This window comes from Salipiger sp. D13 (genome assembly GCF_003703915.1).
In the GTDB taxonomy this organism is placed as follows: domain Bacteria; phylum Pseudomonadota; class Alphaproteobacteria; order Rhodobacterales; family Rhodobacteraceae; genus Salipiger; species Salipiger profundus.
Genome location: NZ_ML112598.1, coordinates 61,053 through 80,461, shown reverse-complemented (window position 1 = coordinate 80,461; position 19,409 = coordinate 61,053). Strand labels below are relative to the sequence as shown.

The 19,409-nt window shown below is 70.0% G+C and carries 19 protein-coding genes; 11 read left to right on the top strand and 8 right to left on the bottom strand.

The genetic code is table 11. From position 1 onward, the window contains the following. Positions 1 to 14: 14 nt before the first annotated feature. The 8 genes from phnG (at position 15) to D6860_RS13360 (ending at position 6,397) form a co-directional block, all read left to right on the top strand. Positions 15 to 470 carry a phosphonate C-P lyase system protein PhnG gene (gene phnG / locus D6860_RS13395; RefSeq protein WP_076625509.1) on the top strand — a complete coding sequence of 152 codons (456 nt, stop codon included), beginning with the start codon at positions 15 to 17 and terminating at the stop codon, positions 468 to 470. Beyond that, a complete protein-coding gene (phnH, locus tag D6860_RS13390) occupies positions 470 to 1,048 on the top strand; it encodes a phosphonate C-P lyase system protein PhnH (RefSeq protein WP_076625510.1) in 579 nt (192 codons plus the stop codon). The genes phnG and phnH overlap by 1 nt, the downstream gene beginning before the upstream one ends. Further along, the gene (locus D6860_RS13385) at positions 1,048 to 2,142 is read left to right on the top strand and encodes a carbon-phosphorus lyase complex subunit (protein ID WP_076625511.1); all 1,095 of its coding nucleotides are present in this window, start codon (positions 1,048 to 1,050) and stop codon (positions 2,140 to 2,142) included. Before phnH ends, D6860_RS13385 begins: the two co-directional genes overlap by 1 nt. Next, positions 2,139 to 2,996, top strand: coding sequence for an alpha-D-ribose 1-methylphosphonate 5-phosphate C-P-lyase PhnJ (locus tag D6860_RS13380; protein ID WP_076625513.1), 858 nt, complete (start codon positions 2,139 to 2,141; stop codon positions 2,994 to 2,996). The genes D6860_RS13385 and D6860_RS13380 overlap by 4 nt, the downstream gene beginning before the upstream one ends. Further along, positions 2,993 to 3,763 carry a phosphonate C-P lyase system protein PhnK gene (phnK, locus tag D6860_RS13375; RefSeq protein ID WP_076625514.1) on the top strand — a complete coding sequence of 257 codons (771 nt, stop codon included), beginning with the start codon at positions 2,993 to 2,995 and terminating at the stop codon, positions 3,761 to 3,763. Before D6860_RS13380 ends, phnK begins: the two co-directional genes overlap by 4 nt. Before the next feature lie 48 nt (positions 3,764 to 3,811). Then, the gene (gene phnL / locus D6860_RS13370) at positions 3,812 to 4,495 is read left to right on the top strand and encodes a phosphonate C-P lyase system protein PhnL (RefSeq protein WP_076625515.1); all 684 of its coding nucleotides are present in this window, start codon (positions 3,812 to 3,814) and stop codon (positions 4,493 to 4,495) included. Further along, complete coding sequence (gene phnN, locus D6860_RS13365; protein ID WP_076625516.1) at positions 4,492 to 5,037, top strand: phosphonate metabolism protein/1,5-bisphosphokinase (PRPP-forming) PhnN; 546 nt, start codon at positions 4,492 to 4,494, stop codon at positions 5,035 to 5,037. The genes phnL and phnN overlap by 4 nt, the downstream gene beginning before the upstream one ends. 166 nt (positions 5,038 to 5,203) lie before the next feature. Further along, positions 5,204 to 6,397, top strand: coding sequence for an alpha-D-ribose 1-methylphosphonate 5-triphosphate diphosphatase (locus tag D6860_RS13360; RefSeq protein WP_179949497.1), 1,194 nt, complete (start codon positions 5,204 to 5,206; stop codon positions 6,395 to 6,397). A gap of 70 nt (positions 6,398 to 6,467) precedes the next feature. On the opposite strand, the gene D6860_RS13355 is transcribed toward D6860_RS13360, so the two are convergent. Next, positions 6,468 to 7,295 (bottom strand): phosphogluconate dehydrogenase C-terminal domain-containing protein, encoded by an 828-nt coding sequence (locus D6860_RS13355; protein ID WP_076625517.1) that lies wholly within the window; start codon positions 7,293 to 7,295, stop codon positions 6,468 to 6,470. A gap of 111 nt (positions 7,296 to 7,406) precedes the next feature. On the opposite strand from D6860_RS13355, the gene D6860_RS13350 reads away from it, so the two are divergent. Further along, a complete protein-coding gene (locus tag D6860_RS13350; RefSeq protein ID WP_076625519.1) occupies positions 7,407 to 8,759 on the top strand; it encodes a four-carbon acid sugar kinase family protein in 1,353 nt (450 codons plus the stop codon). Between the two features lie 23 nt (positions 8,760 to 8,782). On the opposite strand, the gene nanR is transcribed toward D6860_RS13350, so the two are convergent. The 7 genes from nanR to D6860_RS13315 form a co-directional block, all read right to left on the bottom strand. Then, on the bottom strand, positions 8,783 to 9,505 hold the full coding sequence (nanR, locus tag D6860_RS13345) for a transcriptional regulator NanR (protein ID WP_076625520.1): 723 nt from the start codon (positions 9,503 to 9,505) through the stop codon (positions 8,783 to 8,785). A gap of 30 nt (positions 9,506 to 9,535) precedes the next feature. Beyond that, entirely contained in the window at positions 9,536 to 11,320 is a 1,785-nt protein-coding gene (locus D6860_RS13340) for a D-apionate lactonase family protein (protein WP_076625521.1), read from the bottom strand. Next, the gene (locus D6860_RS13335) at positions 11,317 to 12,357 is read right to left on the bottom strand and encodes a Gfo/Idh/MocA family protein (protein WP_076625523.1); all 1,041 of its coding nucleotides are present in this window, start codon (positions 12,355 to 12,357) and stop codon (positions 11,317 to 11,319) included. Before D6860_RS13335 ends, D6860_RS13340 begins: the two co-directional genes overlap by 4 nt. A 10-nt stretch (positions 12,358 to 12,367) precedes the next feature. Beyond that, positions 12,368 to 13,435 carry an ABC transporter permease gene (locus D6860_RS13330; RefSeq protein WP_076625524.1) on the bottom strand — a complete coding sequence of 356 codons (1,068 nt, stop codon included), beginning with the start codon at positions 13,433 to 13,435 and terminating at the stop codon, positions 12,368 to 12,370. After that, positions 13,435 to 14,982 carry a sugar ABC transporter ATP-binding protein gene (locus tag D6860_RS13325; RefSeq protein ID WP_076625525.1) on the bottom strand — a complete coding sequence of 516 codons (1,548 nt, stop codon included), beginning with the start codon at positions 14,980 to 14,982 and terminating at the stop codon, positions 13,435 to 13,437. The genes D6860_RS13330 and D6860_RS13325 overlap by 1 nt, the downstream gene beginning before the upstream one ends. Then, a complete protein-coding gene (locus D6860_RS13320) occupies positions 14,979 to 15,629 on the bottom strand; it encodes a DUF2291 family protein (RefSeq protein ID WP_076625526.1) in 651 nt (216 codons plus the stop codon). The genes D6860_RS13325 and D6860_RS13320 overlap by 4 nt, the downstream gene beginning before the upstream one ends. A 65-nt stretch (positions 15,630 to 15,694) precedes the next feature. Then, positions 15,695 to 16,642 (bottom strand): D-ribose ABC transporter substrate-binding protein, encoded by a 948-nt coding sequence (locus D6860_RS13315; RefSeq protein WP_017469396.1) that lies wholly within the window; start codon positions 16,640 to 16,642, stop codon positions 15,695 to 15,697. A gap of 136 nt (positions 16,643 to 16,778) precedes the next feature. Between D6860_RS13315 and oiaX the strand changes: the two genes are divergently transcribed. Both oiaX and D6860_RS13305 read left to right on the top strand, forming a co-directional pair. Further along, positions 16,779 to 18,023 (top strand): 3-oxo-isoapionate-4-phosphate decarboxylase OiaX, encoded by a 1,245-nt coding sequence (gene oiaX, locus D6860_RS13310; protein WP_083697965.1) that lies wholly within the window; start codon positions 16,779 to 16,781, stop codon positions 18,021 to 18,023. A gap of 408 nt (positions 18,024 to 18,431) precedes the next feature. After that, positions 18,432 to 19,379 (top strand): substrate-binding domain-containing protein, encoded by a 948-nt coding sequence (locus tag D6860_RS13305; RefSeq protein ID WP_093411889.1) that lies wholly within the window; start codon positions 18,432 to 18,434, stop codon positions 19,377 to 19,379. Positions 19,380 to 19,409 lie beyond the last annotated feature (30 nt).

The following is a 19,409-nucleotide window of genomic DNA, read 5'->3' as shown; positions in this document are numbered from 1 at the left end:
CGAAAGTTGTCGAGATGAAAGACACCCTCGACCCCGATACCGCCCGGAAGGACCGGATGGGGCTCATGGCGAAATCCGCCGAGGGCCGCCTGCCCGCCCTGCTCGAGGCCGCCATGCCCCGGCCCGCGTTCAGCTGGCTGCGCCCGCCCGAGGTCGGCAGCGTCATGGTGCGCGGCCGTGCCGGCGGCACCGGCGCGCCGTTCAACCTCGGCGAGATGACCGTCACCCGCTGCGCGCTGAAGCTCGCCTCGGGCGAGGTCGGTCACGCCTATGTCCAGGGCCGCCGCAAGGCCGATGCCGAGGCCGCCGCGCTGGTCGACGCGCTGATGCAGACCGATGCGGCGCCGGCGCTGCGGGACACCGTGCTCGCGCCGCTCGAGACCGAGGCCGCCGACCGCCGCGCCGCCCGTGCCGGCAAGGCCGCCGCCACCAAGGTCGATTTCTTCACCATGGTCCGGGGAGAGGACTGATGCAGGCAGACACGCTCGACGGCGGCTTCGCCGATCCCGCCACCGACGCCGCACACGCCTTCCGCGCGGTGATGGAGGCGATGGCCCGCCCCGGCACGCTCCGCGAGATCACCGGGGCCACCCCGCCCGCGCCGCTGTCACCCGCCGCCGGCGCCGCGATCCTGACGCTGTGCGACACCGACACGCCGCTGCATCTCGCAGGCAGCGCCGACACCGAGGCCGTGCGCGCCTGGGTCGCCTTTCACACCGGCGCGCCCTTCGCGGGGCCCGAGAATTGCACCTTTGCCGTGGGCCGCTGGGAGACGCTGGCGCCGCTCTCGGCCTATCCTGTCGGCACGCCCGACTACCCCGACCGCTCGGCCACGCTGATCGTCGAATGCACGACGCTCGCGGCAGAGGGGGCCGCACTGTCCGGTCCCGGTATCCGCGACCGTGCGGCGCTGTCGCTGCCCGAGGTCGCCGCCTTCCGCGACAACCACGCGCGCTTCCCGCTGGGGCTGGATTTCCTCTTCACCTGCGACACGAGCATCGCGGCGCTGCCGCGCTCGACGCGGGTCCACGACGCGGAGACCGTCTGATGTATGTTGCCGTGAAAGGTGGCGAACGCGCCATCGAGAACGCCCACGCGTGGCTCGCCGAGGAGCGCCGGGGCGACCCCGAGGTCCCGGAGCTGGGCGTGCCGCAGATCCGCGAGCAGCTGGCGCTGGCGGTGAACCGGGTGATGGCCGAGGGCTCGCTCTACGATCCCGACCTTGCGGCGCTGGCGATCAAGCAGGCGCGCGGCGACCTGATCGAGGCGATCTTCCTGGTCCGCGCCTATCGCACCACCCTGCCCCGCTTCGGCGCCTCGGGTCCGGTGGACACCGCCGACATGGCCTGCGACCGGCGCATCAGCGCCACCTTCAAGGACCTGCCCGGCGGGCAGGTGCTGGGGCCGACCTTCGACTACACGCACCGGCTGCTCGATTTCAAACTCGCCGCAGAGGGCGAGACGCCAGAGGCCCCGCTGCGCGAGGCCGACCCCGCGCCGGTGCCGCACGTGATGGGCTTTCTCGACCGCGAGGGGCTGATCGAGGACGCGCCCGCCTCGGACGCGGAGCCGCCGGACCTTACCCGCGAGCCGCTCGAGATGCCCGCCGACCGCGCGCTGCGGCTGCAGGCGCTGACGCGTGCGGACGAGGGCTTCACCCTGTCGATGGCCTATTCCACGCAGCGCGGCTACGCCCGCAACCACGCCTTCGTCGGCGAGCTGCGCATCGGCACCGTGCCGGTCGAGATGGAGATCCCCGAGCTGGGCTTCGCCGTCGAGATCGGCGAGATCACCCTGACCGAATGCGAGACGGTCAACCAGTTCAAGGGCTCGAAGACCGAGCCGCCGCAGTTCACCCGCGGCTACGGTCTCGTGTTCGGACAGACCGAGCGCAAGGCGATCTCGATGGCGCTGGTCGACCGGGCGCTGCGCTGGGAGGAGCTGGGCGAGGACGACACCGGCGCCCCGGCGCAGGACGCGGAGTTCGTGCTCTACCACGCCGACAACATCCAGGCGACGGGCTTCCTCGAACACATCAAGCTGCCGCATTACGTCGATTTCCAGTCCGAGCTGGAGCTGGTGCGCAAGCTGCGCCGCGAGGCCGAGGCGGCCAGCGATCAAGCAAGAGAGGCCGCGGAATGACCCAGGACGCCTACAACTTCGCCTATCTCGACGAACAGACCAAGCGGATGATCCGCCGGGCGATCCTCAAGGGGCTGGCGATCCCCGGCTACCAGGTGCCCTTCGCCAGCCGCGAGATGCCGATGCCCTACGGCTGGGGCACCGGCGGCGTGCAGGTCTCGGCCGCCGTGCTGACCCCCGAGGACCGCTTCAAGGTCATCGACCAGGGCGCCGACGACACCACCAACGCGGTCTCGATCCGCAGCTTCTTCGAGCGCACCGCCGGCATCGCCACCACCACGGCGACCGCCGAGGCGAGCGTGATCCAGACCCGCCACCGCATCCCCGAGGTGCCGCTCGCCGAGGGGCAGATCCTCGTCTACCAGGTGCCGATCCCCGAGCCGCTGCGCTTTCTCGAGCCGCGCGAGAGCGAGACCCGCAAGATGCACGCGCTGTCGGAATACGGGCTCATGCACGTCAAGCTCTACGAGGACATCGCGCGGCACGGCCACATCGCCACCGCCTACGCCTATCCGGTGAAGGTCGAGGGCCGTTACGTCATGGACCCCTCGCCGATCCCCAAGTTCGACAACCCCAAGCTCGGGCAGAACGCGGCGATCCAGCTTTTCGGTGCGGGCCGCGAGCAGCGCATCTACGCGCTGCCGCCGTGGACGCGGGTCGAGAGCCTCGATTTCGAGGACCACCCCTTCGAGGCGTCGAAGGCCGACCACCCCTGCGGGCTCTGCGGCGCGCGCGACAGCTACCTCGACGAGGTCATCACCGACGACGCGGGCGGGCGGATGTTTGTCTGCTCCGACACCGACTTCTGCGAAACCCGGCAGGCCGCCGGCCACAAGGGAAAGGACGCCGCATGACCCCCCTGCTCTCGGTCCGGGACATCCGCAAGACCTACGGCGGCCATATCGGCTGCGCGAATGTCTCCTTCGATCTCTACCCCGGCGAGGTCATGGGCATCGTCGGCGAAAGCGGCTCGGGCAAGTCGACGCTGCTGAACTGCATGGCGGGCCATGTGGCGCCCGACGGCGGGCAGGTGATCTTCGACACCCGGGGCGACGGCCCCCGCGACACCGTCACCATGAGCGAGCCCGAGCGGCGGATGCTGTCGCGCACCGACTGGGCCTTCGTGCACCAGCACGCCCGCGACGGGCTGCGGATGGGCGTGTCGGCGGGCGGCAACGTCGGCGAACGGCTGATGGCCGTGGGCGCGCGCCACTACGGCGACATCCGCGCCCGCGCCACCGACTGGCTGGACCGGGTCGAGATCGCGGCCGACCGCGTCGACGACCGGCCCGGCACGTTCTCGGGCGGGATGCAGCAGCGGCTGCAGATCGCGCGCAACCTCGTCACCGGGCCGCGGCTGGTGTTCATGGACGAGCCCACCGGCGGGCTCGACGTGAGCGTGCAGGCCCGGCTTCTCGACCTGCTGCGCGGGCTGGTGCGCGACATGGGGCTGTCGGCGATCATCGTCACCCATGACCTTGCGGTGGTGCGGCTGCTCGCCGACCGGCTGATGGTGATGAAATCCGGCCACGTCGTCGAGGCCGGGCTGACCGACCAGGTGCTCGACGACCCGCAGCACGCCTACACGCAGCTGCTCGTCAGCTCGGTCCTGCAGGTCTGAGCCATGATCCCCAGCGACGAAACCAGGACCCGGCAGCAGGAGCCCCCCATGATCGAGATCACCAATGTCTCCAAGACCTTCACCCTGCACAACCAGGGCGCGGCAGTGATCGAGGTGCTGACCGGCGTCACGCTGTCGGTCCGGCCCGGCGAATGCGTCGCGCTCACCGGAGCCTCGGGCGCCGGCAAGTCGACGCTGATGCGGATGATCTACGGCAACTACCGCGCGCAGGCCGGCAGCATCCGGATCGGCGGCACCGACCTCGTGCAGGCCGAGCCGCGCGAGATCATTTGCCTGCGCCGCGACCAGCTGGGCTACGTCAGCCAGTTCCTGCGCGTGGTCCCGCGCGTGCCGACGCTCGAGGTCGTGGCCGAGCCGCTGCGCGCGGTGGGCGTGTCCGCCGCGGAGGCCGAGGCCCGGGCGCGGGCGCTGCTCGAGCGGCTCAACATCCCCGAACGGCTGTGGGCGCTGTCGCCCACCACCTTCTCGGGCGGCGAGCAGCAGCGGGTGAACATCGCGCGCGGCTTCGCGCACCGCTATCCCGCCATGCTGCTCGACGAGCCGACCGCCAGCCTCGACGCCGCCAACCGCGAGGTGGTGCTGTCGCTCATCGAGGACGCCAAGGCGCGCGGCGCCGCCATCGTCGGCATCTTCCACGACGAGGCCGCCCGTGCCCGGGTCTGCGACCGCGAGATCGACGTGGGCCGCTTCACGCCTGCGAGGGCGGCATGAGCGGCGGGCGCCTCGTCGCCGTCGTCGGCCCCTCGGGGGTCGGCAAGGACAGCGTGATGGCCGGCATCGCCGCGGCCGCGCCCGGGTTTCGGCTGGTGCGCCGCTGCATCACCCGCGCGCCCGGCCTTGGCGGCGAGGACTACGAGCCGCTCACGCCTGCGGCCTTCGCCGCGCGCGTGGCATCGGGCGGCTTCTGCCTGCACTGGGAGGCCCACGGTCTGCACTACGGCATCCCCGCCGGGGTCCGCGACGAGCTGGCCGCCGGCACCGACTGTCTCGCCAACCTGTCGCGCAGCGCCCTGCCCCGCGCGGCGCAGGTGTTCGAACGGCTGCGCGTGCTGCATGTCACCGCCGCGCCCGAGGTGCTGGCCCGCCGTCTTGCCGCCCGTGGCCGCGAGAGCGGGCCCGACATCCGCAACCGGCTGGCGCAGGCCGACAAGCCGCTGCCCCCGGGGCTCGACGTGCTGCGCGTCTCGAACGACGGTGCGCTCGACGACACCGTGGCAGCCGCCCTCGCCGCGCTGCAGGCGGAGCGGGTCTGATGGCCCGTCCCTTCGCCCCGCGTTGGCGTTTTCATGCCCCGCGCGGCCCGCGCGCCAAGACCGGGCTTGAGCGGGCCCCGGAAACGCGCTCTGCTGGGCGCTGCCGTCCCGACAGCCGATCCGCCGCCGCCCCGGCGGCCCACCGACCGCAAACCGAGTATCCGACATGAATTCCCCCTTCTCTCCCGCCTCGCTCGCAGACGCTCACGACGGCACCGTGACCGGCGACCTCTGCCTCGCCAACGCGACGCTGGTGCTGCCCGACCGGATGGTGACCGGCCGCGTGACCGTCGAGGCCGGCGTCATCACCGCCATCGACGAGGGCGACCATGTCCCGGAGGGCGCCGTCGACTGCCGGGGCGACCACGTCACCCCCGGCCTCGTCGAGCTGCACACCGACAACCTCGAGCGCCACATCGAGCCGCGCCCCTCGGTCGACTGGCCGCACATGCCGGCGCTGCTCGCGCATGACGCCGAGCTTGCCTCGACCGGGATCACCACCGTGTTCGACGCGCTGCGGGTGGGCTCGATCCACGACAGCAAGGCGCGCTACGACGCCTATGCCCGCAACCTCGCCAACGAGCTGCTCGCGGTGCGCGCGGCGGGCCACCTGAAGATCAGCCACTTCCTGCACCTGCGGGCCGAGATCTGTTCGGAAACCCTGCTCGAGGAGATGGCGCAGTTCGGCCCCGAGGACCGGGTGGGCATCGTCTCGCTGATGGACCACACGCCGGGGCAGCGGCAGTTCCGCGACCTCGGCGCGCTCAAGACCTATGTCGCGAAAAAGCGCGGCATGACCGATGCCGAGTTCGTCGAGCATGTCGCCAACCTCAAGGAGCTGCAGCGGCTCTACGGCGCGCGCCACCAGGCCGGCGCGGTGACCGAGGCGGCGCGCTACGGCGCGGTGCTGGCCAGCCACGACGACACCACCGCCGCGCAGGTCGCGACCTCGCGGGCGAACGGCGTGGGCTTCGCGGAGTTCCCCACCACCCTCGAGGCCGCCGAGGCCTGCCACGCGCAGGGCATCGCGGTGATGATGGGCGCGCCGAACCTGATCCGGGGCGGGTCGCACTCGGGCAACGTGGCGGCGCAGGAGTTGGCCGAGGCCGGGCTGCTCGACATCGTGTCGTCGGATTACGTGCCCTCGGCGCTGCTGCTCTCGGCCTTCCGGCTCGCGGCGATCTGGGACGACCTGCCCCGTGCCATCGCCTGCGTGAGCCGCAACCCCGCCCGCGCCGCGGGGCTCGACGATCGCGGCAGCCTCGCCACCGGACAACGCGGCGACCTGCTCCGCATGGGGCTCGCCGGCGACGTGCCGCTGCTGCGCGGCGTCTGGAGCCGGGGCGTGCGGGTGTCCTGAGGCACGGCAAAGGGGCGCGGCGTTTGCCCGCCGCGCCCCCGTCGTTCCGGTCCGTCCCGCGCGCTGCGCGTCAGGTGATGCGCTGGATGCTGGCGGCGACCTCGTCCATCTCGAAGACCTTCTTCCAGTCGTCGCGCATCAGCGCCGGCTTGCCGAACTCGATCGCCTTGTTGCAGGCGTCCGAGAACTGGCCCTCGACCTCGTCGAAGATCACCGCGCCGAGGATGTTCATGTGCCCCAGCAGGAAATCGCGGGCGCAGTCGTAGCTCACCCCGCGCGAGACGACCTCGTCCATGGCCTCGCGCATCACCACGAGAAGCGAGGCGCAGACGGTCTCGGACAGGCCGGGCTCGAGCAGCGCCATCTGCTCGACGGTGACACGATGGCTGCGCGCCACCGGGGCGTAGATCGCCTTGGCGACGGACTCGCCCAGGGCATAGTGCTCTTCCGGCCCCTGCATCAGCGCATTGACCACGCCCTGCTGCGCCGCGACGCCGCCGAAGTGGTCCTTGCGGCCGGCCTCGGTGCTCTCGTCGTTGAAGATCGGCGGATGGCAGGGGTGGGTGACGAAATAGGTGATATCGTCCCGCTCGGGCAGATGCCCGGCATAGGGCGCCGCGGCGTCGAGGATCACCACCATCGTGCCCGGCGCGAGCCCCGGCACCACCTTCGCCGCAACCTTGCCGATGACCGTGTCCGGCACGGCGAGGATGACGACCTCGGCCCCCTCCAGCCCGGTCTCGGCGTCGACGGCCTCCACGCCGACCTCGGCGCGAAGCCGGTCCTTGCCGGGGTCGCTGATCTCGATGTGGGCGACGTCGAAATCCGTCTTCGCAAGGTTCAGCGACAGACGGACCCCCATTTTGCCGCCGGCTCCGAAAAGCGCGACTTTGGTCATTGCAGGTTCTCCTCCGGGTTCAGGGGTTGTTCAACTGGTATGATCAGATAATATGCAACAGGTAATGTCAACTGCGATTGTCCGCGGTGGCAGCAACGGGAGGAGCACGCGATGACGCCGAAACTGGCCTGGCTGGGGGATGATTTCACCGGTTCCGCCGCCGTGATGGAGGTGCTTGCCTTCGCCGGCCTGAAGACGGTGCTGTTCTCCGACATCCCCTCCGAGGCGCTGGCCGCGCGCTTCGCCGACGCCGACGCGGTGGGCATCGCCACCACCGCCCGCACCCACGGGCCGGACTGGATGCGCGCGCATCTGCCCGCGCCGCTCGCGTGGCTCGACGCGACCGGGGCCGAGATCCTGCACTACAAGGTCTGCTCGACCTTCGATTCCTCGCCCACCTCCGGCAACATCGGCGCCGCCATCGCGCTCTGCCTCGCGCAGCGTCCCGCAGACGCCGTGCCGCTGGTGACCGCCGCGCCGCAGATGCGCCGCTACCAGTCGTTCGGGCACCTCTTCGCCGGCACCTTCGAAGGCGTCTTCCGGCTGGATCGCCACCCGGTCATGTCGCGCCACCCGGTGACGCCGATGACCGAGTCGGACCTGCTGCGCCACCTCGCGGGCCAGACCGACCTGCCCGCGCGGCTCATAGACCTCGAGGCGCTCTGGTCCGACGATCCGCAGACCGCGCTGGAGACGGCGCTGGCCGAGGGTGCGCGCATCCTGTCGTTCGACGACATGGAGCCCCGCAGCGAGGCCGCCGTGGGCCATCTGATCTGGCAGAACCGCGCCCGGCTGGGCGTGGCGGTGGGCTCGCAGGGACTGGAATACGCGCTCGTGCGACACTGGCAGGAGACCGGCGCGCTGCCGCAACCGCCCGCGCCCGCAAGCGCCGGGAGCGTCGACCGGATCGCCGCCGTCTCGGGATCGGTCTCGCCCAGCACGGCAAAGCAGCTCGCGTGGTCGGCGGCGCATGGCTTCGCGCTCATCCCCTTCGACACGGTCGCGGTGCTGGGGGCGCCCGAGGCGCTGGAGGCGGAAATCGACCGCTGCGCCACCGCCGCGCTGACCGCCGCGGACCGGGGCGCGAGCCCGCTCGTCACCTCGGCCGAGGGGCCGAAGGACCCCCGCGTCGCGGCCTTTCGCGCGGCGCTCTCGGCCAGCGCGGTGGACGCGGAAACCGCCAACGCCCGCATCGGGCAGGCGCTGGGGCGCGTGCTCGACCGGGTGCTGCGCAAGAGCGGCCTGCGCCGCGCGGTGATCTCGGGAGGCGACACCTCGGGACACGGGATGCGCGCGCTCGGGCTGGAGGCGCTCGAGGCGCTGGCGCCGACCATTCCCGGCGCGGCGCTCTGCACCGGTCACGGCGGCGGCGCGCACGACGGGCTGCAGATCGCGCTCAAGGGCGGGCAGATGGGAAGCGAGGACTTCTTCGGCTGGATCCGCGACGGCGGCGGCCCGCGCTGAGCGGACCGGCCGCGCGCCCGGTGTCAGTCGCGCGGCTCGAAGACGATGCGCGACCGTTCGAGGTGGCGGCGCATCTCCTCGACCGCACCCTCCACGTCGTGCTCCTCGATGTGATCGACGATCTTGGCGTGTTCGGCCAGCGTCACGTCCTCGCTGCCCGAGCGGTGCAACAGGCTCACGTGATACTCGAAGAGCCAGCCCAGCATCGCGTCGGAGACCGACAGGATGATCGGGTTGTTCGCCAGCGACGCCAGCTTGCGGTGAAACGCCATGTCGGTCGAGATGAAGGCCGTGGCATCGCCCAGCTTGCTGCGCTGGGTCTCGATCAGGCCGCGCAGCTCGGCGATGTCCTCGGGCGTCGCGTTCTCGGCAGCGACGCGGACCATGCCAAGCTCGAACATCTGCCGCGCGTGTTTCAGGTGGTCGAGGTTGGCGGGCGCGGAATCCAGCACCAGCCGCGCCAGCTCGTCGGATTTCGACAGCACGCTCGCGGCGTTCAGTTCGTTCACCCGCGAGCGTTCGCCGTGGTTGATGGTGATGAGCCCGCTGTTGTGCAATGATTGCAGCGCCTCGCGCACGGCGGGCCGTCCGACCCCGAAGCGCTCCATCAGCGTGCGTTCCGAGGGCATGAATTCGCCGGGCTTGAGTTCATGCGTGCGGATCATCTCGTGCAGCCGCTCGAGAACCTGCTCCGAAAGCTTGCGGCGGACGATCTTGTCGCCCTTGGCGTGCGTTCCGCTGTCCATGACGTGGGCCCTCCGGCGTCTACTGGTCTGTCAACCTGATAAGTAATCCCTCCGGGCGGGAGTCTCAATCTCTGTGCCGCGCGCGAGATGCCAGCCGTAGGGCGGCAGCCCCCCATTGTCGGACGCCGTGAGGTTGGCCGACAGCCGCGCGCCGTCGGTCGCCAGCGTGGCGATCCCCTCGGCAATGCCGGCCTCGCGGACCGTCTCGCCGGCAAGCTCCGACAGCGCGCGCAGCACGCCCGCAAGCGGCAGAGGGCCATCGTCGCCGAACAGCCCGCGCGGGCCGTAGAGCGCGGCGGGCGTCCAGACGGCGATGTCGAAGGGCGCAAGTGCCGCCGCCAGCCCCAGCGCGTAGGCGGCGCCAAAGGCCCCCCGGTGGCGCGGGTCGTCGTCGGTCATGCAGACCCGCCCGCCGCCGGGGTTGGGAATGGTGCGCGAGCCGTAGGGGTTCTGCCGCATGGCGATGGTCGCAGGCCCGATGCGATACTCTGCCTCGCCGATGATGGCGCGCGCCGAGCGGGCGACATGCGGAATGGTTTCAAGGGTTTCCATGACGTGTCCGTCATCGGCGGCATGGACGATCGGGCACAGCCCGTGGCTCACGAAATCGAGCTGCCCGACCGGCGGACGCTTGCGGTTGAGCTCGGTGAAGAGGCTCGCCATCCCGCCGCCTCTCGGCAGGTCGGGAAAGGCACGGGCGGCCGCGGCGTGGATCTCTTCGAGCGGCGGGCAGTCTGGCCACGCGGAGCCCGGCGGCGTCGACTGGCGGTCCACCGAGGGGCAGACGAAGACCGACGCGGGCACCAGCCCGCTGTCGCGGACGGCGGCGGAATGGGCGTCGAGTTCCTCGCGCGGGGTCTGGCTGCCATCGAAGCGGCCGATGAGTTCGAGGTCGAAGAGGATGCCGGGCAACACCGCCTGCGCTTCGGCGAAGGCGGCGATCTGTGGCGCCGCGGGCGCCGCCGCCGCGTCGACGTGACACAGCAGCCGCTGCGGGCGCACGACGTCGAGGTCATCGGGCTGACGCGCCAGCCGCCGCGCCTCCTCGGCGGTGAGCACCAGCGCGGTCTGCGGCACCCGCGCGGTCAGAGCCGCGCCTGCGGGACGCGCCGGCACGCTGTCCGGGGCGGCCTCCCACGTGATCTCGCAGGATTGCGCCACCGCCGCGCCGTCTTCGAGGACATGGGGCCAGGGCAGCGCGAGGGGCCGGTTGTAGGTCTTGTAGGACGCATCGCCCCACTGGCGCTGGTCCTCCATCTCGAAGGTGTCGCCGGTGAAGGCGCAGCGCACCCGCATCCCGTTCGCCGCGTGTTCGAGCGCCGCGATGTCCATGAACGGCTGCCACGGCTCGATGAGCTCGGGAAAGCGGCTGTCTTCGGTCCGACCGTCGGAATGGGTGACGCGGGCCGGGCAGCCGGCCACCCCCTCGATCGGGTGCAGCACGGTGAAGCCCGCGCGGTTGGTCTCGAAATCACCCTGCGCCCGCCCCTCGGCCGTGACCGAGAGCCGTCCCTCGGCGATCTGCACCTGCAGCGTCACGTCGAGCCGGGCGGTGCCGGTGTCGAAGCCCATGGGCAGCACGAGCCGCAGCGTGCCGCCGTCCTCGTGCCGCTCGAGCGTGCCGAGCTCGGGCGCGATGGTGCCCCAGTCGCGGTCGCGGGCGAGAAAGGCGACCGACCGGATGATCTCGGTGCCGCCCACGCGGATGTGGCGCAGCGCACCCTCCTGCAGGGTCAGCGTCACCGCGCCGTGGCGCAGCTCGGTGGCGGGGGCCGGCGGCACCGCGGTGCCGTAGAGCGCGACGGGGTCGGTCATAGCTCGGCCAGCGCCACGGTGCGGCCCTCGGCGGCCGAGAGATAGGCCGCCTCGACCAGCGCGAAGGTCTTGAGGTTGTCGTCGCCCGAGGTCTCGGGCGCGCAGCCCGCGCGCAGGCAGTCGACGAAATGCTGCTGGATGAGCGCCACGCTCTCCTGGATGTTGTGCCAGGGCCGCTCGGCCCAGGGCAGCACCGGCGGCGCCACGTCGCGGATCTCTTCGCCGCCCGCCGCCTGGATCGTCAGCCGGTAGCCCGCGTCGAGCCGCAGCGTGCCGCCGGTGCCGTCGATCTCGAGCAGCGTCTCGGGAAAGGTCTCGGGGGTGCGCCGCGTCGCGTAGGAGCAGTCGACCACGCTGGTGACGCCGCCTTCGTGGGCCAGCAGCATGGTGGCGACGTCCTCGCCCCGGATCTCGGGGTTGATCCGCGTGGTGGTGGCGGTGATGCGCGCCACGTCGCCGAAGAGCGCCCGCGAGATGTCGAGGATGTGAATCCCGAGGTCCTCGATGATGAAGCGCGCGCCCTCGGCAAGGTAGGGCTGGCCCGAGAACACGTCGTAACCCGAGCGGAAGCTCACCCGGCCGAAGAACGGCGTGCCGATGGCGCCGCCGCGCAGCGCCTCGATGGCCGCGCGCACCGCCGACTGCCAGCGGAAGTTCTCGTGCACCATGAGGGTCTTGCCGGTGGCCTCGACGGCGGCGATCATCGCCCGCGCGTCCGCCATGTTCTCGGCAAAGGGCTTCTGGCAGATGACATGCACCCCCGCGCCGTCCCCGGCCCGCGCCGCCATCTCGACCAGCGGCCGGTGCGAGGGCACGGTGGTGGCGATGTCGACGAAGTCGAAACCACCCTCGTCGAACATCCGGCCCGCGTCGGTGTAGCGGCGGGCGATGCCGAAGGCGTCGCCGGTCTCGGCCAGGCGGGTCTCGTCGCGGTCGCAGATCGCCACGATCTCGACCCCCTCGATCCCCTGCCAGGCGTGAAGCTGGTTGCGGGCGAAGAACCCGCAACCGATGAGTGCGCCCCTGATGCGGCTCATGTGGCCTCCCTCACTTGCCGACCGCGGCCTGCGCCTGCAGCGCGACCTTGGCCTGGACCTTCTGCTGCGCCTGGTCGATGACCACGGCGGCGATGATGACGATACCCTTGATGACGGTCTGCCAGAAGGCCGAGACCCCCATCATCACCAGCCCGTCCGACAGCACGCCGATCACGAAGGCGCCGACGATGGTGCCGCCGATCTTGCCGCGTCCGCCCGACATCGAGGTGCCGCCAAGCACCGCCGCCGCGATGGCGTTGAGCTCGAAGGTGTCGCCGGTCGCCGGGTGCGCAGCCACCAGCTGCGACGAGATGATGATGCCCACCAGCGCCGCGCAGAAGCCCGAGAACATGTAGACGAAATACTTGACCCGGGTCACCTTCACGCCCGACAGGCCGGCCGCGCGCTCGTTGCCGCCGACCGCGTAGATGAAGCGCCCCAGCGGAGTGCGCTTGGCGATGTAGGCGGCCAGCAGGCCCACGGCGATCAGCATCCAGATCGAGACCGGGATGCCGAGAAACTCGCCCGAGCCGATCATCCGGTAGGTCTGCGAGCCGTATTCGGCGTTGCCGGTCAGGTTCGGGAAGGTCTCGCCCTCGCTCGACAGCATCGCCGCGCCGCGCGCGATGTAGAGCGTGCCCAGCGTCGCGATGAAGGGGGCCACGTTCAGCTTGGTGACGAGGAAGGCGTTCAGCGCCCCGATCGCGATGCCCACGAGCGCGACGATCAGGCAGATCTCGAGCGTGTTGAACTGCACCGACCAGCCCAGCCCGATGTCGATGCCGTTGAGCAGCAGGTAACCCGCGACCATGCCGCAGAGCCCGACGATCGAGCCCACCGACAGGTCGATGCCCCCCGAGACGATGACGAAGGTCATGCCGATGGCAAGAAAGGCGTTCAGCGCGACGTGCTTCGACATGATCACCATGTTCGCCGTCGACAGGAAGTTCGGCGCGAAGATCGAGAAGAAGACGAAGACGAGGATCAGCGCGATGAAGGTCCGGGCCTTCAGCAGCAGCAGAAGCGTGTTGTTCGGCCCCGCCTGCGTCGCGGCGGGGGATGCGGTGGTGTCGGTCATTATGCGGTCTCCCTTTCCGCGCGGTCGGGCGCATGGCCCACGGCGGACGCGGTCACGAGCTTGGTCTCGGTGACCTCCTCCTTGCTGAATTCTCCGGTGATCCGGCCGTTCGACATGACGATGATGCGGTCCGAGAGGCTGAGCACCTCCTCGAGGTCCGAGGTCACGAAGACGATGCCGAGACCCTCGGAGGCGAGCTGGCGCATCACCCGGAAGACCTCGGCCTTGGCGCCGATGTCGATCCCGCGCGAGGGCTCGTCCATGAGCAGCACCCGCGGCCCGGTCATCAGCGCCTTCGAGATCACCACCTTCTGCTGGTTGCCGCCCGACAGCGCCGAGACCGGGTTCTCGGGCGAGGCGATCTTGATCACCATGCGCTTGACGAACTCGGCCACCCGCGACCGCTCGCCGCCAAGGTCCATATGGATGCCGCGGGTGAAGGCATCGACCGACGACAGCGTCATGTTCTCGCGGATCGACAGGATCTGCACGAGCCCGTCGTGCTTGCGGTCCTCGGGGATCAGCGCGAGCCCCTTCGCGATGCGGTCGGCGACGCGCGGCTTGCCCATCTTCTCGCCGTGCACCCAGACATCGCCGGTGACGTGGTGGTGCCGTCCGATGATCGCCTCGAGCAGCTCGGTGCGCCCTGCGCCCATCAGCCCGTAGATCCCGAGGATCTCGCCCTGCCGCAGCGACAGCGACACGCCGTCGACGGCGAAGCCGCCGCCGCTGTCGGCCAGCCGCATGTTCTCGACCCGCAGCGCCTCCTCGCCGAAGGGGTGGTCGATTTCCTTGGCGAAATCCTTGGAACTCTCGCCGATCATGTTGCGGACGATCCACGGGATGTCGACGCCCTCCATCGACTGTGCCCCGGTGATGACGCCGTCGCGCAGCACGGTGATGTAGTCGCCCACGCGGATCAGCTCCTCGAGCCGGTGCGAGATGTAGACGATGCCCACGCCCTCGGCCTTCAGCTCCTCGATGACGCGGAACAGGATCTCGACCTCGGCGTTCGACAGCGCCGAGGTCGGCTCGTCGAGGATCAGGATGCGGGCGTCGCGCGACAGGCTCTTGGCGATCTCGACGATCTGCTGCTGCCCGACCTTGAGGTCGCCGACCAGCGTGTCGGGGTCGATGTCATGCTCGAGCCGCTGCATCAGCGCCCGGGTCTCGGCCCGCTGCGCCTCGGCGTCGATGTCGACGCCCAGCCGGGTCTTTTCGTGCGCCATGAAGATGTTCTCGGCGACGGTGAGGTTGGGAAAGAGGTTCAGCTCCTGGAAGACGATGCCGATGCCGTGGCGCTCGGCGTCGTCGGTCGAGTGGAAATGCACCTCGCGGCCATCCATCTCGACCCGCCCCGAGGTCAGCTGCTCGACCCCGGCGATGACCTTCATCATCGTCGACTTGCCGGCGCCGTTCTCGCCCACCAGCACGTTGACCGCGCCCATGCGCAGGTCGAAGTCGACCGCCTTCAGCGCCACGGTGCCGGGGTAGACCTTGGTGCCCTCGCGGATGCTGAGGCCTACGGGATGCGCGGGCCCGCTCATGGCGCACCGCCCATCTCGAGCTCGGTCGGCACGATCTCGGGGGTGTCGCCCGCGGCGCGCAGGGTGAAGACACCGGTAAAGCTGACCTCTTCGCCCACCACCTCGCCCTCGGGCTTCTCGAGCCCGGCGCTGGCGCGTTCGTTCATCGCGCGGGCAAGCTTGGCGAACTCGATCTGGTCGCGGAAATCGGTGAAGACGATGAAGGGCATGGCATCGCGCAGCGCGGTGCCCCGGATCACCGGGCCGAGCTGCAGCGTCACGTCGGCAGTGCCGTCGCCGTCCATGTCGACCTGCATCTTCGCGGCGCGGCTGTCGAGCTTCGCCTCGGTCACGGTGCCGCTGCCGCTCACGACGAAATTCCACGGGTTCGCCTCGCCCTCGGGCCGCAGGCCGTGGGCCGCGCCGGCGGCGTCGAGCCCCTCGCCGAGCCTTGCCTGCAGGTCGTCGTAGGCGACCGTGTTCTCGGAGATGACGGGCAGGACCTCGCCCTGCCACCGGTCCTCGACGTAGGCCGCCATGCGGGCTTCGTCGGTCTGGGCGGCCGAGGCTTCGGACTGGGCGTCGGGGTCGGGGTTCGGCACGATCTTGCAGGCCGCGGCGGGCAGCATGAGACAGGCGAGCGCCCCCGAGAGTATCGCTTGGCGCATGGGATATCCGGCGTTTGTCTGGAAGTGGGACGGCCCGGCGCGGGGCCGGGCCGTCGCGTCGTCGCTCAGCTCGAGAGCGCGAAGGTCTCGAGGTCGCCCGCATTCTCGGGCGTGATCAGCACGCAATCCATGAGCTGCTTCTCGGGCTGGCCGGTCGAGCCGGTCTCGAGATACTGGTCGGCCTGCTCGACGGCGAGCTGCGCCTGCCGGTAGGCGGGCTGCAGGACGGTCGCCTTGATGCCGCCGTTGATGATCGAGTCGCGCACGTCGTTCGAGCCGTCGAAGCCCACCACGATCACGTCGGTGCGGCCGGCGGCCTCGAGCGCGGCCCAGGCCCCCATCGCCATCGTGTCGTTGCCGCAGATCACGCCCTTGATGCCGGGGTTGGCCTGCAGGATGGTCTCCATCTTCTCGTAGCCCTCGGTCTGCGACCAGTTGGCGGACTGCTGCGCGACCATCTCGAGATCGGGGAACTGGTCGATGATGTCGTGGTAGCCCGCAGAACGGATGCCGGCGTTGGTGTCGGCCTCGCGACCCAGAAGCTCGACGTAGGGGCCCTCCTCGCCCATGAGCGAGACGAACTCCTCGGCCCCGAGCTGCGCGCCCTGGTAGTTGTTCGAGACGATCTGGCTCACCGCGATGCCGCTTTCCTTGATCTCGCGGTCGATGAGGAACGACGGGATGCCCGCATCCTTGGCGCGCTGCACCGGCGCCACCGTGGCATCGGCCCCGGCGTTGTCGAGGATGATCGCCGAGGCGCCCCGCGCGATGGCGGTGTCGAACATCTCGGACTGCTTGTTGGGGTCGTCGTCGTGCACCAGCACGATGGTCTCGTAGCCCAGCTCCTGCGCCCGCTTCTCGGCGCCGACGGCCTCGGCCTTGAAGAACGGGTTGTCGTGGCTCGGCGTGATGATCGCGATCAGCCCCTTGTCCTGCGCCCGGGCGGCGCGAACGGTGGGCAGCACGGCGGTGACGGCCAGGCCGGATACGAAAAGGCGGCGGGTAATGCTCATGTAACTCTCCTCCACTGATCAGACCGGCCCCGACCGGAGCCTGCTCCTCCCTGATCGAGGGTCAGCCTGTGTTATGACATTGTGATTGTCAACAGGTATGATGAGTATTACTGTTCGGAAAAATCGAGGAGAGCCCATGTCCGATGAAATGATCCGCGTCACCTATCGCATCGAATGCCCCGGCAGCGTCGAGGCGATGGCGGAAAAGATCGCCTCCGACCAGTCGACGGGGACCTTCACCGCGCTTCCGGGCGAGACCGACGCGGTGCGCAAACGCTGCGCGGCGCGGGTCGAGCGGATCATGCCGCTGGAGCCGGCGGCGTACCCGGGCTTTCCCACCGACGTGCCCGGCCCCTACAACCGCGCCGATGCGGTCATCGCCTTCCCGATCGAGGCCATCGGCACCGATATCGCCGCGCTGATGACCGTGGCGATCGGCGGTGTCTTCGCCGCCAGCGGGCTTACCGGGGTGCGCGTCATGGACATCGACCTGCCCCCGAGCTGGGCCTGCCACCCCGGTCCGCAGTTCGGCATCGCCGGCTCGCGGCGGCTCATGGGCGTCGCCGAGGGGCCGATGATCGCCTCGATCATCAAGCCGTCGCTCGGGCTGACACCCGAGGAAACCGCCGAGGTCGTCGCCGAGCTCTGCGCCGCGGGTGTCGACTTCATCAAGGACGACGAGAAGATGATGAACCCCGGCTACGCCCCGCTCGAGGCGCGGGTTGACGCCATCATGCCGGTGATCGAGGCGCACGCGCAGAAGACTGGCAAGCGGGTCATGTATGCCTTCGGGATCTCCTCGGCCGATCCGGACAGGATGATGCGCAACCACGACTACGTCGCCGCCCACGGCGGCAACGCGGCGGTCGTGAACATCAACTCCATCGGCCACGGCGGCATGAGCTTCCTGCGCAAACGCTCGCAACTCTGCCTGCACGCCCACCGCAACGGCTGGGACATCCTGACCCGCCACCCGGCGCTCGGGCTGGAGTTCCGCGCCTACCAGAAGATCTGGCGGCTGCTCGGCGTGGACCAGTTCCAGATCAACGGCATCGCGGCGAAATACTGGGAGCCCGACGACAGCTTCGTGAAATCCTTCCACGACGTGATGACGCCGATCTTCTCCGAGGCCGACCGCCCGCTGCCGGTGGTCTGCTCGGGCCAGTGGGGCGGCCAGGCCGTCGAGACCTTCGAGCGCACGGGCCGCACCCTCGACCTGATGTATCTCGGCGGCGGCGGCATCCACGGCCACCCGATGGGCGCCACGGCCGGTGTCCGCGCGATCCGGCAGGCCTGGGACGCGGCGGCGGCGGGGCTGTCGCTCGACGAGATGGCCCGCGACCACCCGGAGCTGCGCGCCTCGCTCGACAAGTGGGGCTGACACGGCCCCGCGCGTCGGCCGGCTGAGCCCCGGCCGACGCAAGATCAGGCGCATGATCCGGCGCCCGCCACGCCCGGGCGCCGGCGCAACCCCGAGCGAAGAACCCCCTGCGCGAATCGACCAAGGCGGGCATCGCCCACGCCCTGCGCAGGGCCTCTCCATCCCCTTCATTCTGAAAAAACGATGTGTCACCGGGCCGCGAAAGCGTTGCCCGTAACAGGTGTATTCCGTGCTTTTCCAGCGCCTTGAGAACGTTTCCTCACAGATTTTCAGAGCGCTCGAAAAACCGGCATGAACGCTTGTAATTCAAAATTTACATTTGTAGCCTGACCGGGCTTCCGATGGGGAAGCAGGAGGAACGCGACCGGCACGTCACGCTGGCGCGAGACATTGATGGGAGGACTTTTCATGTCGAAACTGACAGCAGCGCTTGTTGCCGCAACGTGCCTTGCAACCGCCACGCCCGTGCTGGCGCAGGACGCACCCGGCACCACCACGAAGGACAGCTACCGCTTCGTGATCGTGCCCAAGGTCGTGCATCCGTGGTTCGACAAGGTGAACGACGGCGCGCAGATGGCCGCCGAGGCGCTCGAGGCGCAGACCGGCGCCGACATCGAGATCACCTATTCCGCGCCGCAGTCGGCGGACGTGATCCAGCAGAACCAGATCATCGAAAGCTCGATCGCCACCCGTCCCGACGGTATCGCCGTCGACCTGCTCGACCCCGAGGGCAACCGCGCCTCACTCGAGGACGCGCAGTACCAGGAAATCCCGCTGACGCTGTTCGACAGCGTGCCGCCCGAGGGCATGGACATCCCCTACATCGGCTCGGACTTCTGCGAGCAGGCCAAGATCGCCTCGCGTCGCCTTGTCGAGCTGCTCGACGAAGAGGGCCAGGTCGCGATCATGATGGGCGTGCCGTCGGCTCCCAACCACGCGATCCGTGCCGAGTGCCACCGCGAGGTGTTCGCCGAGTACCCCAACATCGAGGTCGTGGCCGAGGGCATCGACAACGACGACATCCAGGTCGCGCAGCAGCAGGCCGCCGCGATCATGCAGGCCAACCCCGAGCTTGACGGCTGGGTCGCCTCGGACGCCGCCGGCCCCGTCGGCATCGGCCAGGCCATCGTCGAGGCAGGCAAGCAGGGCGAGGTCCAGCTCGTCGGGCTCGACAACCTCAACGAGATGCTCGACCTGATCCGCGACGGCGTGGCCGACAGCTCGTCGGCATCGCAGCCCGAGCTGCAGGGCTACTGGTCGGTGATGCTGCTGTGGCAGCAGGCGACTGGCGCCCCGGTCCCGAGCTTCATCGACACCGGCAACGCCTTCCTGACCAAGGACAACGTCGACGGCTGATCTCCTCCCCGACCGTCGCAGGCGGGCCGG